Annotated in this window: 14 protein-coding genes and 1 pseudogene; 7 read left to right on the top strand and 8 right to left on the bottom strand. The window is 66.4% G+C overall.

Annotated elements, in window-relative coordinates; translation table 11 throughout:
* Positions 1-77 precede the first annotated feature (77 nt).
* Positions 78-3,089 carry a BTAD domain-containing putative transcriptional regulator gene (locus tag IBX22_RS33970; RefSeq protein WP_309234902.1) on the top strand — a complete coding sequence of 1,004 codons (3,012 nt, stop codon included), beginning with the start codon at positions 78-80 and terminating at the stop codon, positions 3,087-3,089.
* 56 nt (positions 3,090-3,145) lie between these two features.
* Here the strand turns inward: IBX22_RS33970 and IBX22_RS33965 are convergent, their stop codons facing one another.
* The gene (locus IBX22_RS33965) at positions 3,146-3,847 is read right to left on the bottom strand and encodes a hypothetical protein (protein WP_194819916.1); all 702 of its coding nucleotides are present in this window, start codon (positions 3,845-3,847) and stop codon (positions 3,146-3,148) included.
* Between the two features lie 201 nt (positions 3,848-4,048).
* The gene (locus IBX22_RS33960) at positions 4,049-5,032 is read right to left on the bottom strand and encodes a hypothetical protein (RefSeq protein ID WP_194819915.1); all 984 of its coding nucleotides are present in this window, start codon (positions 5,030-5,032) and stop codon (positions 4,049-4,051) included.
* 245 nt (positions 5,033-5,277) lie between these two features.
* Here IBX22_RS33960 and IBX22_RS33955 point away from each other — a divergent pair, with 245 nt between their 5' ends.
* Positions 5,278-5,739, top strand: coding sequence for a GNAT family N-acetyltransferase (locus IBX22_RS33955; protein ID WP_228540058.1), 462 nt, complete (start codon positions 5,278-5,280; stop codon positions 5,737-5,739).
* A 49-nt stretch (positions 5,740-5,788) separates the two neighbouring features.
* Here the strand turns inward: IBX22_RS33955 and IBX22_RS33950 are convergent, their stop codons facing one another.
* Complete coding sequence (locus IBX22_RS33950; RefSeq protein WP_194819914.1) at positions 5,789-6,112, bottom strand: nuclear transport factor 2 family protein; 324 nt, start codon at positions 6,110-6,112, stop codon at positions 5,789-5,791.
* Positions 6,113-6,141: 29 nt separating this feature from the next.
* Positions 6,142-6,263, bottom strand: a pseudogene (locus IBX22_RS37755) (short-chain dehydrogenase); the annotation flags it as partial.
* A gap of 45 nt (positions 6,264-6,308) precedes the next feature.
* Here IBX22_RS37755 and IBX22_RS38085 point away from each other — a divergent pair.
* Together IBX22_RS38085 and IBX22_RS38080 are read left to right on the top strand one after the other, a co-directional pair.
* Complete coding sequence (locus tag IBX22_RS38085) at positions 6,309-6,773, top strand: aldo/keto reductase (protein WP_255526529.1); 465 nt, start codon at positions 6,309-6,311, stop codon at positions 6,771-6,773.
* Between the two features lie 5 nt (positions 6,774-6,778).
* On the top strand, positions 6,779-7,099 hold the full coding sequence (locus IBX22_RS38080; protein ID WP_309234901.1) for an aldo/keto reductase: 321 nt from the start codon (positions 6,779-6,781) through the stop codon (positions 7,097-7,099).
* Between the two features lie 23 nt (positions 7,100-7,122).
* On the opposite strand, the gene IBX22_RS33940 is transcribed toward IBX22_RS38080, so the two are convergent.
* Positions 7,123-7,641 carry a hemerythrin domain-containing protein gene (locus tag IBX22_RS33940; RefSeq protein ID WP_194819913.1) on the bottom strand — a complete coding sequence of 173 codons (519 nt, stop codon included), beginning with the start codon at positions 7,639-7,641 and terminating at the stop codon, positions 7,123-7,125.
* 17 nt (positions 7,642-7,658) lie between these two features.
* On the opposite strand from IBX22_RS33940, the gene IBX22_RS33935 reads away from it, so the two are divergent.
* Positions 7,659-8,759: a phytanoyl-CoA dioxygenase family protein gene (locus IBX22_RS33935; protein WP_309234900.1), complete on the top strand. Its 1,101-nt coding sequence runs from the start codon at positions 7,659-7,661 to the stop codon at positions 8,757-8,759.
* A 30-nt stretch (positions 8,760-8,789) separates the two neighbouring features.
* On the opposite strand, the gene IBX22_RS33930 is transcribed toward IBX22_RS33935, so the two are convergent.
* A complete protein-coding gene (locus tag IBX22_RS33930) occupies positions 8,790-9,518 on the bottom strand; it encodes a MerR family transcriptional regulator (RefSeq protein ID WP_228540057.1) in 729 nt (242 codons plus the stop codon).
* A gap of 41 nt (positions 9,519-9,559) precedes the next feature.
* On the opposite strand from IBX22_RS33930, the gene IBX22_RS33925 reads away from it, so the two are divergent.
* Complete coding sequence (locus IBX22_RS33925) at positions 9,560-10,036, top strand: DUF6194 family protein (protein WP_228540056.1); 477 nt, start codon at positions 9,560-9,562, stop codon at positions 10,034-10,036.
* Here the strand turns inward: IBX22_RS33925 and IBX22_RS33920 are convergent.
* The gene (locus IBX22_RS33920) at positions 10,025-10,723 is read right to left on the bottom strand and encodes a PAS and ANTAR domain-containing protein (protein ID WP_309234899.1); all 699 of its coding nucleotides are present in this window, start codon (positions 10,721-10,723) and stop codon (positions 10,025-10,027) included. The two genes, IBX22_RS33925 and IBX22_RS33920, sit on opposite strands and share 12 nt — an antisense overlap.
* A 161-nt stretch (positions 10,724-10,884) precedes the next feature.
* On the opposite strand from IBX22_RS33920, the gene IBX22_RS33915 reads away from it, so the two are divergent.
* Positions 10,885-11,058, top strand: a complete 174-nt coding sequence (locus IBX22_RS33915; protein ID WP_194819912.1) for a CsbD family protein — start codon at positions 10,885-10,887, stop codon at positions 11,056-11,058.
* A 15-nt stretch (positions 11,059-11,073) separates the two neighbouring features.
* On the opposite strand, the gene IBX22_RS33910 is transcribed toward IBX22_RS33915, so the two are convergent.
* Positions 11,074-12,834 carry an alpha/beta-hydrolase family protein gene (locus IBX22_RS33910; protein ID WP_194819911.1) on the bottom strand — a complete coding sequence of 587 codons (1,761 nt, stop codon included), beginning with the start codon at positions 12,832-12,834 and terminating at the stop codon, positions 11,074-11,076.
* Positions 12,835-12,901 lie beyond the last annotated feature (67 nt).

Here is a 12,901-nt window from a genome sequence, read left to right as displayed (position 1 = left end):
TGATCATCACCGAATTCTCATAGTCGACCTGGTTGAGTCACCATTCCATGGACACCACCGTCGAGAGATCAGGCACTGTGACAACAAATCTTGCCGGGCAGACCGACACTCTCGGAGGCTCGAGCCGACTGCGGTTCGCCGTGCTCGGCGAGGTGCGCGCCTGGTATGCGGGCGCCGAGATCGATCTCGGACCCAGACAACGCCGGGCGCTGATCGCCGCGTTGCTACTGCGGCGCGGCCGGACCGCGACGATCACCGAACTCGTGGAAGGCATCTGGGGCCCGACCCCGACGTCGAGCGCGATCGGCGCGGTACGCAACCACGTTCTGCACCTGCGCCGCGCATTGGAACCGCAGCGCGACGCGGGGGACGCGCCGCAGGTCCTGGTCAGCTTCGGTGGCGGATACGCCTTGCGGCTGGAGCACGGGGTTGCCGATGTCGATCACGTCGAGGCCTATCTGGCCCGGGAACGGGTCGAGCTCACCGGCGTCGAAGCCATCGAGGCGGCCCGGGAGCGACTCGACGCCATCCTGGGCCTGTGGTCGGGCACCCCGCTGGCCGGACTGCCCGGCCCCTTCGCCGAACGGGCCCGCGCCCAGCTGGTGGAACGCCGAATCGCCTTGCTGGAACAGCGCATCGAACTCGATCTGCGGCTCGGCCGCTACCAGGAGGCGATCTCCGAACTCGGTCCGATCAGCGTCGAGTATCCCTTGCGCGAACAAACTCGCGCGCTGCTGATGACGGCGCTCTATCACACGGGCAGACAGGCCGAGGCGCTCGCGGTCTATGCCGAAACCCGCCGGGTGCTGGTCGAACAGATCGGCATCGAACCGGGCCCGCAGCTGGCCGCGCTGCATCACCGAATGCTCAGCGGCGACCTTCCCGCCCCGGTCAGCGCCGCGACCAAGGCGCCGATGGTCCGGGGGCCCCGAATCTCGCGCACGCCCGCCCAATTGCCCAGCGACATACCCGATTTCACCGGCCGCGCGGAAACAGTGCGACAAATCGGCGCCTGGCTGACGCGCGCCGATGCGAAAGCCGTACCGGTGTGCGCGATCGGCGGAATGGCCGGTATCGGCAAGAGTGCGCTGGCCGTGCATGTCGCGCACGCCGTCCGCGATCGCTTTCCGGACGGTCAATTGCACGTCGACATGAGCGGTTTCGCCGAACCGGTGCCCCCCATCGATCTGCTCGGTGATTTCCTGCGCGCCCTGGGTGTGCCGGAGGGCGAGATTGCCGGGACTCTCGCTGAGCGTTCGGCCCAATTCCGCAGTTGCCTGGATAATAAGCGGGTGCTGGTGGTGCTCGACAATGCGCGCGACGCCGACCAAGTGGCACCCCTGATCCCCGGGACCAGCGGATCGGCGGTCCTGGTCACCAGCCGGTCGGTGATCGTCGAACTGCCCGGGATGCTGAGCGTCCGGTTGGCGGTGCTGGACCCGGACGAAACCCGAGAGCTGTTGCACGCCATAGTCGGTGGACCGCGCGTCATGGCCGAGCCGACAGCGGTGGACGACCTGATCAGCGCCTGCAGTGGCTTGCCACTGGCCGTGCGGATCCTGGGATCGCGGCTGCTCGCCCGGCCACGTTGGACGGTGGCCAGTCTGGCCGAGCGGCTGGCCGACCACCAGCGGCGCTTGAGTGTGTTGCGCGCCGGCGATCTGGCTGTCGCCGCGGCGTTCCAGTTGAGTTTCGATCAGCTGGATGCGGAGCAGGCCCGAGCGTTCAGCGTGCTCTCGATCCCGGACGTCGGCGAGATTTCCCTGGACTGCGCCGCCGCGGTGCTCGGCGCGGACCGCGGCACTGCCGAGGATCTGCTGGAATCCCTGGTCGATCTGAGCCTGATCGAGGCGACCGGACCGGGCCGCTACAGCTATCACGATCTGCTGCGGCTGTATGGCCGGGGCGTGCCGCCCACCGAGCCGGGGGAATCGGCCAACGGTCCGGTGCTGCGGCTGCTCGACTTCTATCTGGCCGCCGTGAAAAACGCGGTGGCGGTGTGTAATCCGGGCACCAGGCTCCCCACTTATCTGCGCCCGACCACCTCGTCCGGGCTGTCGTTCACCGATACGCACACCGCGCAGGCGTGGCTCGAATCGGAACGACCGAACCTGGTCCCGCTGTACCAGCAGGCGGCGCGCCTGGGCGGACCGGCACTGGTGACTGCCGCCGAGATCGCCTGGGCTACAGCGGAGTTGATCGACGGCGGCCCGAATTCCCAGGAGGTGGCGCGCGCCCTGGAGCAGTTGCTCGACGCGGCACTGCGGGTGCGCGACCGCGCGGTGGAATGCCGGATCCGGGTGGCGCTCGGCGCGATTCTCGCCCATGCGCTCGGCAGCAGCACCCAGGGCCGGGAGCATCAGCGGATCGCGCTGTCGCTCGGCCGGGAATCCGGGCCCGAGGCTCGGCTGACGGCTTTCGCGGCCCAACTGCTGGCCGCGTCCACCCGGGCGGGCGCCGATACCGCCGCACCGCTCGCGCACGGCGAACGAGCCATCGGCTGGGCGCGCCAGCTCGGCGACCGAGCATTGGAGTGCACGGCCCTGGTGCATATCGTCAAAACCCTTTCTGACGCAGGGCGATTCGAGGAAGCGGAGGCGCGGGCCCGTGCGGCGCGCGCCCTGGCACTGGAGATCGGGAATCGCGGTTTGACCGCGATGGCTACTCAGGAGCTCGGCGTGACCATGGCCTACCTGGGCCGATATCAGGCGGCGCTGGACTCGAGCCAGGAGGCGGTCCGGCTGGCCCGCAGCAGCGGCCTGGTCATGCGGGAAGGCTTGGCGCTGGCCCGCTTGGCGCACACGAACCTGCTGGCCGGGCGACCGGAAATAGCGGAACCTATTGCGGCGGAGGCGGTTCGGGTGCTGGCTCGCGTCGCTGGGGCGGCGCACCGTGCCACCGTGCTTGTCCTGCAAGGGATTGTGCTGCGCGTGCTGGACCGCGACGATGAGGCGCAGCAGACATTGCGGAGTGCGGCAGATATTTTCGGTTCGATGGATGATCCGCAGTGCACCCGCGAACGCCTGTACAGCGATGTGGAAGCACCGGTCATCCTGCTGCTGCGTGAACGTCTCGACGAGAGGGTGTGAGCAGAGAAGCCCTCCGTGCACCGGAGGGCTTCTCGGATAACGCATTTGCCGATGGATCAGTTCTGCGGCGCGGGCTGCGGCTGTGGATCGGCCCACTTGGAGGTGCCCGGCGCGGCCTGCCAGGTATTCAGCAGGTCGATGCCCGCGGCGATCAACGTCGGCCCGCCCGCCACCAGACCACCGATGATTCCGCCCCCCGTAACTCCGGCAATACCGCCGGGGATGCAGCCGATCGGGATGCTGAGGACACAACCGACGACGAAACCGATTATCCCGCCGACCAATGCGCCCACCTGGCTGGCAACCGACAGCCTGCCGCTGAACTCGTTCAACGCCCGCTGGTCCTCCGCCGGAGACGCGATCGATTCGAGCGCGAGCGGCTGGGTGGGGATCTGCACGCCCTCCGGTTTCGTCGGTGTGATCTCGAGAACGGTGTCATCCTGTTTTGTCACCGCTTGGACCGGAACCCGGACGTCCCCGATCCGATAGTCGAGCGGCATCGACAGCATCGTGGCACCGCTGTCGTCCTTGATATCGGCCACCAGGGTCTTCGGAGCGTCGGGCAGCGTGCCGTCCTGCTCGCTCAGCACGAACTTCGCGCCCCGCAGCTTGGCGACAACGATCTTGTCGACGACCTGGAGCGAGTACTTGATCCCCGGATCGGCCGGGGCGGCGGGCTCGGCGTGCGCGGTCCCCAGGCCGGCGGTCAGTGCCCCGGCAACCAGTACGGCAGCCGCGGTGGTGCAGCGGTATTCCATTCGATGTCCTAATCCGTCGTAGGGTTGCCAGACAGCCGTCGACGCACGAGATATCCTGTGTCCCAAGGAAAATCCACATCAAGTGAGGCAATGGCAGCGCGGTCGGCGGCAGTCCCGATCAGCCTAGAACGGGTTGTATTTCGAAGCGGGCGCCGATGATTCCCGGCTGAGCACACAATGATCATTTAATGATGGGGAGGGTCAGTCTTGTTGCTGTGCACTCGTTTTCGAGTCGCTGTAGCGTTCTGCGACCGCGTGGAATGCCGCCTTGGGGCGGCGTGGAGTGGATTCGCTGACCGCCACGATCCCGAAGCCTGCCTTGTCGAGGTCCAGTCGGGGATCGTCCCGGAAGGGGAAGTCGGGCATGACGAAAGTGAACACGAAACAGCCGTATACGCCTTGCGCGGTGTACTGATCGATGAGTTCGCACAGGTATCGGGCCTGGACCGTTTCGTCACGGGGGTGGTCGCCGCGGATGTACGGGGCGGCGGCGAACCAGTTGACGATCTGGAAGGAGCCGGCGCCGCGCAGGTCGGCTCCGGTGAAGGCGCCGCAGCCGAACTCCGTGATGACGACGGGCTTGTCGTGATCACGGACGAGCCCGCGTAGCCGGTCGGTGTAGCCGGCGTGGTTGCCGGCGCCACGGTAGAGGCTGACGCCGACCAGGTCGAACAGCGACCAGTCGACATGCTCCCATCCGGCCGCGCCGTAGGTGAGGGGGCCGTGGAAGTGGCGGCGCGCGGTAGCCGCCGCGGCGGTGAGCAGGGTGTGCAGCCGGCGGTCCAGTCTGCGGCGCAGCAGGCGGCGCCAGCGCAGGATGATTTTCAGGCGGATAAACGACTTCGGCCCGGGAACGATGCCGGGCGCGGTGTGCGTGAACTCGCTGCCGACCATGAGGGTCACGCGATCCGGGTGTGCTTGCCGCAGTTCCTCGGCTGCTTGCGCGAGGTCGTCGAGATGTCGCAGCAGTTCCGGCTGCGGGCGGTCGGGAACGTGCGGCCGCAGGTAGACGCCGAGTCCGGTGTCGAGGGCGGCGCGAGCAGCCTCGATCAGCCGTGTCCTGTCGCTGTCGATGAGCATCACGGTGGTGCAGTGCAGGTCTCGGGCGATGGTCTCGAGATCGCGCCGCATCTCGGCCTCGGGCGTATCGCCGATCAGATAGGAGATACCGCGGACTGTCAGCATGCCATCGACCGGCCTCCCGCTACCGCAGCTAGTTCCCGAGTCGTCCGAGCGCGAAAGGCGCATCGCACCAAGACGACTCAGACGCTATCGCACAGAAGTGCATCCAATCGGAAAGCTGCCGACATCCGCGCGTGCCGCAATCGAGCTGCGACCAGGGGTGACGTCGAGCGCCCGTGCGAGGATCGCGATGTGAACGACCTACGCTTCCGTCTCGCGGCGGACACCGATCTCGACACTCTCGTTCGTTGCGCGACGATGCCGCCCACTGGATGCTCGCTCAGGGCATCACCGGCCAGTGGCAGCCTGGCCAGTTGGGCGAGGACCATTTCCGTAAGGCCATGGCGGGTGGTGAGGTTTGGATCGCGGAGGCGGATGGCCGCGTGGCAGGTGCCTGGGAGCTGTGGTGGGAAGACGAGGATGCCTGGGGACCGCAGCCACCGGTGGCCGGCTATGTGCATCGACTGATGGTGGACCGCAGTAGCACTCGGCCGGGAACAGGCCGCCTCCTGTTGGATGCCGCCGAGCGGCGCATTGCCGCGAAAGGGCGGACTTTTGTGCGCCTGGACTGCCTGGCCGGCAACGAGCGCCTGAACGCCTACTACTTGAACGTCGGCTATCGGGTCGTCGGCCACAAGGCCGGCAAGCCGCAGCCGGGCGGAGTACCCAAGTCGTTCACGCTCATGGAGAAGGACCTGCTGAGCGACTGACCGGCCGCGATCCGGTGGCGGCCGGTCAGTGGTCAGTTCGTGGATCGGGTCAGGCGCGGATGGTCATCCGGGAGATCTTGTCATCGTCCGTGGTGAAGATGAACGTGCTGGGTCCATTGAATCCGTTGCCGCCGACCTGGGCTTGCACTGTTGTTTCCGGCTCGGCGGTCGCGACGTCGGTGACCTCGAGGGTGACCTGCTTGCCGAGGAACTCTCCGTCGCTCCAGCCGCGAATCGCCTCCGGTCCACGGAATTCCCGCCCCCAGTCGTCGACGACCCCGTCAGCGGTGAAACCATCGAGAAACGCGTCGATTTTTCCGGCGTTGGTCGCGTCGATCAGCTGTTGCACGGCGTGCGGAAGTTGTTGGGACACAGCGATTTCCCTTCGTCTGTTGCGCCGCGGCGGCTGGTGCGTCCGCCGTCGGCGAGAATGGTCTGTCCGGTGAGCCGATGTCCTCGATCGTGGTAAGGCTATTGCCGAGCGCCTGCGACTTGTGGAACTCGACGCGCTCCGGCGTTTCCTGGGAGCTCCGGAGCTGACCGGCACGCATCTGAAATGGAGCGTCACTATGACGGCAGCTACGCTCGGCGGCGCCCTCACCCTCGGCGAAGACCTGACCATCACCCGGATGGGTTACGGTGCAATGCAATTCGGTTTGCCCGGGGTGGTCGGACCACCCGCGGATCCGAGTGCGGCGATCGCGGTGCTGCGGCAGGTGGTCGAGCTGGGCATCCGCCACATCGATACCAGCGACTTCTACGGCGCCGGCGGTGTGAACGAGCTCATTCACACCGCCCTGCACCCCTACCCGGACGGCCTGCGCATCGCCACCAAGGTCGGTTACCGGTCCGACAGCGCCGGCGACTGGACACCGTCGCATGATCCCGCCGACCTCGTCCGGCAGGTGCATGAGAACCTCGAACATCTCGGACTCGATGTCCTGGATCTGGTCAACCTTCGCGCGTCGAAAGACAACGAAACCGTTAGCGACGCAGTGTTTTCCGAACAATTCTCCGATCGATCGCACCGGTGATGTGCGTGCCGAACAACTACAACCTCGCCCACCGCGCCGACGACCAGCTCGTCGACCGCTGCGCCGCCGAAAACATTGTCTTCGTCCCGTTCTTCCCGCTCGGCGGATTCTTACCGCTGCAATCACAGACCCTGACCACCGTCGCCAGCACCCTCGGCGCCTCGGCACAACAGGTCGCGCTGGCCTGGTTGCTGCATCGCTCACCCACGATCGCGCTGATCCCGGGCACCTCCTCGATCGAGCACCTGCGCGACAACATCGCAGCGGTATCCCTGGAACTGCCCGCGGACGCACTCGTCGAACTCGACAACATCGGTGCCCCCTGAAACCGAGACCCGGAACTCTTCGACTACGAGATCATCAGGCGGAGGGGGCCGGGAATCGTGGCCAGGGCCCGGCGGCGGCGTTCACCCTCCAGATCCCGCAGCAGCCATGAGTAATAGGCCCGGAGACCGCGCAGTCCGATGCGCCGCCGCATCTCTCGGTCGAGCAGCGACCATTCTCGATCGTTGATCAATGGCAGCGTTTCTTTCTCTTCGTGCTGCAGGTGGTTGTGCAGCAGCTCCGACAATGCCGCCAGCGCCGGTTGCGCGGCGTCCGGCCCCGCGGTATCGAAGGCCCGATCCACCTGTGCCAGTAGCGGATCGATCCGGTCGTGTTCGGCGGCCATCGCCTCGACCAGCCGCGCGTCCACGCCGCGGCGGCGCAGACTCGGCCAGAGCACGACGTCCTCCGCGGTGTGGTGGACCGACAATTGGGTGCGAAACTGCGTCCAGCGTTCCCGATCCGGGGCGGCGGCGAGCTCCCGGAGATCACGCCGGAACGCGTCATGCGCTGCGTACATCATGGCCAAATCGCGTTCAGACATCTGCCTGACCTTTCGTCATGCGGGCGATCCGCGTCCTGGACCAATTACATCCGCGCGAGTCGACGCAGAACATGGTTCATTCGCCCAAGTCCATACGTGAACGTCTCAGGACCGCTCACATCGAAGAGGTCAGTGCCGCCACACTCGCTTGCCGGTGGCCGCGCGGGCTCACTCCGAAACGACGGCGAATGTCCCTGAGCAGCAAGGATGTTGCCTGCACCAGCGAAATGGCGTCGGGCTGCGGCAATATCGATGGCAGGGAAGATTCGGCCGGGCAGCGGCGCGGGAGACGAGAACTGCTCGCAGCAAGCGAAGGCGGACGTGGTGACTCTCCAGCGAGAAGAAATCAATGCGTTCGTCGAGGCCGGATTCGTTCGGGTGGAAGCGGTCTTCTCCGGTTCGGTCGCGCGGCAGTGCGTGGAGATCATGTGGCCGGATACCGGGTGTCACCCCTGCGATCCGGCCGGCTGGACCAAGCCGATGGTGCGGCTACCTGGATACGACATCGAACCGTTCCGCGCCGCCGCCCAGATGCCCGCCTTGGAGCAGGCTTTCGACCAACTCGTCGGGCCCGGCCGCTGGGTGCGCAGGTCCGGGTTAGGCCCGTCCCTGTTCGCTTTCCCCACGCTGGTCCACCGGACGACGATTACTGGCACTTCGAGGGCAGCTATTTGCCCGAAGGCTGGACCGGTCATACCTTTACGAATTACCGTTCCCGGGCTCGCGCATTGTTTCTGCTTGTCCTCTTCACCGACGTCACCGCTGTCGACGCGCCCACTCGCCTGCGCGTCGGTTCCCATCTGGCCGTGCCCGGCCGTCTGCTCGCCTACGGCGCGGAAGGCGTCGACGCCAGTCGGGTAGACGAAACCGGGATCCTGGAAGCGACCGCCGATTTGCCGGTCGTCGAAGCCACCGGCCACGCCGGCGACATCTACCTCTGCCACCCGTTCCTGATCCATGCCGCCAGAGCACACAGTGGGACGACGCCGCGATTCATGGCCACGCCCACCGTGGAACCGAGCGTGCCGCTGGAACTCGACCGCGCAGACGGCCGCTACTCGCCGGTCGAGAAGGCCATCCGGCTGGGGCTCAGCCGCCGCAACCCGCCCGCGATTTGAGGTTGCGCAGCGCGAGTCCCGATTGTGGATTCACAGTGGCGCAGAGGCGATCTCGGCGAGGATAGCCGCCGCGCGCAGGAATGCCAGTTCACGCTGGGCGATCGTGTGCAGGCGATCATCGAGTGCCGCGAGCGAATGGCTCACATCGCGCAGGTCACGAATCGCCGTGATGGCCCGCTGGACTTCGGGTATGCCGTAGCCCGCGGCTCGCAGGGCCGTTGTGATGCGCGCGTCACGGATCGCCGCGAGTGGGTAGCGGCGGTGCGTGCCCGATCGGGTCCGAACCCGATCGGGTGTGATGAGCCCGGCCTGCTCCCAGAAGCGCAGTGTCGACGCGCGCAGCCCGAGCGCCCGGGACAGCTCGGTGATAGTCATCGCGTCCGCCGCAACGGGTTCGGCGTCGGTGGCCGCTTCGGTGCCGATCGCTTGCAACGCCGCCCGGGCGGCGAGTGCCTGTTCGCGTTCCTGGTTGAGCCGTACGGGCAGGGCACACACCAGGGCCGCGGCGTCGGCCAGCGGTAGCGAGCGGATCGCGCTCATCGTGCGTCGCGCCTCGACCGGGCCCACCGCGTAGGCGAGATCGCGGTAGGCGCGCAGGTCGCGGACATGGTCGGGCGCGAACTGCCGATATCCGTTGCTCGCCCGGGCCGCGGCCGGGACGACCCCCAACCGCTCCAGGTCACGGACTTGCTGGAGCGAGTAGCCGGTCGCCCTGGCGACCGCCGTGACCGTCAGCACTGCCGTCTCTGTTCGACCCATGACCGAACCCTCCATAAGCACTTCAAGCTCATGCTTGAACCATGAGTATGGACCAGATTCTGACAGCGATCCGCGGCGCGGACGGGGTACTCGAGCTCGCTCCGGCGCCAGGCGGCCCATTCCCGGAGATCGCCTGGGGTGACCACTTCTTCTACTACGCACCCGACGGCGAACTGCCCGAGCGAGAGCAGCCGTACGCCACCCTCGTGACGAAGAACTATCCCGATGACAGGTCCTGTGACCTCGATCCGCCCGGCCGCTGGCGACTGAACATCCACGTCGGCAGGCGCCTCTTCACCGAACTGCTCGGCACCGACCCGCGCGAGGATCCGGCGGCACTGATCGACTTCAGCGCGGTCGACGTGGTTCTCCCGCATCCGGTGTATCGCAGGCAGGGCTGGATTTCGATCGTCAACCCGGATGTGCGAACGACCGCGCTGGCAGTGGACCTCCTGCGCGAGGCGCACGACATGGCACGGCGACGAGCGACCCGCCGAAAGGGACGGTCAGTTATCTGACGTCGGGGCGCTGCGGGGGATGGCCAGTAGGAGGTGGTCGAACGCCGCTACCGAACTCGGTGGTGGCGGCGGATTCGCCTGCACGGCGGCGATCAGCGCTTCAGCGATGTCGCGCAGCTCGGAGTTGGTCTCCTGCGCCCGCCAGCTGAGCACATTGAAGGCTTGGTCGGCGGTTATCGAATACATCAGTAGCAGTACGCCTTTGGCCTGTTCGATCACCGCGTGCGCCTCGACGACATCGGGAACCACCGCATCGAGGGTCGCACGTTCGGCGGTCTCGAGGGCTTCGTTCAGATCGATGTAATAGCCCCTCGTGCCGATCGCGGTTCCCGCGGCGTCGAGGATGCCCTCGGAAACGATCATCACATGGTGCTCATCACCGGCCGTGTCCAGGAAGCGGTGCTGGCTCGAGAAAGGCTGACCTTCACGGATCGACCGCGCAATGGATTCGGCGACCTGACTGCGGTCCTCGGGATGTTTGTGTGCCAGCAGCAGTTCGGTAGTGGGCTCGACCTCGCCGGGGCGATAGCCGTGCATGGCGTACACCTCGGGCGACCATTCCCACCGCTGGGAATCGAACCAGAACCGGAACGTCCCGAACCCCGGCCCGCCTGCGCCGAAGACGGTGTGCGGCTCGGCGCCTTTCTGCACATCCGAATTCTGGTCGGGATCGCCTGTACCTGCCACGCCGCAATTATCCAGTCCATCAGCACCAGATCAGCACCTTCTACCCCACACTGGCGTGGCGCGTCGCCGTGGGCTTGTTTGCCTCGCCGCAGGCGGGTTATCCGCCACACGACCGGCTCGAAAAGCCATCGTCGGTCGAACCCGATGGAAGAGGTTAGACAATGAGCACAGCTGACAAGGCCCAGAACAAGGCTGATGACCTCGCCGGTAAGGCGAAGGAGAAGTTCGGCGAGGCCACTGACGACCAGGACCTGAAGAACGAGGGCAAGGGCGATCAGGTCAAATCCAACCTCAAGGACGCGGGCGAAAAGGTCAAGGACGCGTTCCGCGACTGATCGAGTCGTTTTTCGCTATTTGTGCGCGATCTCCCAGTCGGAGTCCTCGTTGAGAGCCTGGCGAATCCGGGCCTCGAGATCGGGATTCCAATTGTCGGGCTGGGTAACCGCGGTCCAGCCGTCGAGCACCAGGGTGCCGTAGCGGTGACCGTGTCCGGAGGGCACCTTCTGCGCGTGCGCTAGGTCTGCGCTGACCTGCCAGAAGGTGACCACCGGCCACCAGCGAATGGATTTGGAGACATCCGCGCCGCGTGGTTCCCGCAGCCAATCCGGTTCTTCGAACAGCAGATCCGGTGACCACCAGACGATGGGGTCCGAGGCGTGTTGCAGGTAGGCGATACGGGGTTCGACCCACGCTCCGTTCGGGCGGTGCAGGTTCGCGGCATCGGCGGCGAACCGGACGATGAGTCCGTCGGCGTAGATCGGCAGAATCTCGGGGGTGCCCGGATCGCGGCGAGTGGTGAGCTGACCCCAGAGGCGATTGGAATTGGGCGGACCCACCCACAGCACCCCGTCGACGAGGGTGCGTATGTCATCGAGTCCGGTGAAGGCGGCCTCGGAGCCCTGCGAGCCCAAGCTCTCGCCGTAGATCAGTAGTTTGGGGCGCGTCTCCGGCGGCAATTGCGCCCACCGTTCGTGGACCGCGTGCACCAGCAGGCGGCCGGCGTCGGCGGCTTTGGACTTGTCCGAGAGGAAGGACAGCACGCTGGGCAGATACGAGTACTGGGTGGCGGCGATAGCCGAATCGCCGCCGTACATGTATTCGATGGATTCGGCGGTGGTGGAGTCCACCCAACCGGTGCCGGTGGTGGTGACCAGCACCAGGACCTTGCGTTCGAAGGCGCGGGTGCGGTCGAGTTCCTGGACCACGAGATCGGCGACGGCCTCGGGGTTTTCGGCCGATTCGAGCCCGGCGTAGACGCGAATCGGCTCACGCGCGGGAGCTCCGGTCACCTGGGCGATGCGTTCGGCGGACGGGACGAACGAGACGAACCAGCGACCCTCCGAGCCAAGGGTGTTCCAGGGGGCCAAGGACTGCGGGCTGCCCGAACGCTCCGGTTGTACAGGCTGTACCGCGGCCGGGGAGGTGTTGCTGTTACGCACACTGAACGCCGAATTGGCCACGGAGAAAAAGGCTTTCGCCAGCACGCCCTGGAACAGCAATACGCTCAGCACCACCACAACCAGGAATCCGGCCGGCAGCGCGATGGCCCGCGGAATCCGCCAGTCGATGTTCAGCACCCGGACGATGCTCCGAATCAGCCAGCGCACAACGCGAAACACGCCGATGACGAGAGCGACGGTCGCGGCGGCCAGCAACTCCGTGCGCAAATAGCTGGAGGTATTGGTCGGCTCCATCCCCATGAGCATTTCCAGATCCCGCTGCCAGCGCGCCGACCGCGCCAGAATGGCCGCCACGCCGACTGCCGCGCCGAGCACGATCACCATTTTCGTGAGCTGCCGAGTGCGGTCCGAGAATTGCAGGAAGAACCGGGCCCGAGCCCGCATTCGCACGGGGAGCCGAGGCCACGCCCACTTGCGGAACGCCCACTCCAACACGCAGCCCACCCCGTAGCCGATGATCGCACTGATGCCGCTGACCAGGCCCTGGAAGATCCAGGTGCGCGGCAGCAGCGACGGCGAGACCGACCAGGCGAAGAAGATCGCGCCGATCACCACCCCGGTGTAGTTCGGCCGAATCGCGTGCTCAGCGGCGCGAAGGACGCCCAGCACCCGCTCGGGCAGCGACTGACTCACCTGTGGTTCGGTCGTCATGGCCCGAGTCTTCCTGCCCCGGGCCGATACTTCGGCAAACGACACGCAACCTGGGATCTCGTGAACT

The organism is Nocardia sp. XZ_19_385 (genome assembly GCF_015355755.1).
Classification (GTDB): domain Bacteria; phylum Actinomycetota; class Actinomycetes; order Mycobacteriales; family Mycobacteriaceae; genus Nocardia.
This window is presented reverse-complemented; position numbering and strand designations above follow the sequence as displayed.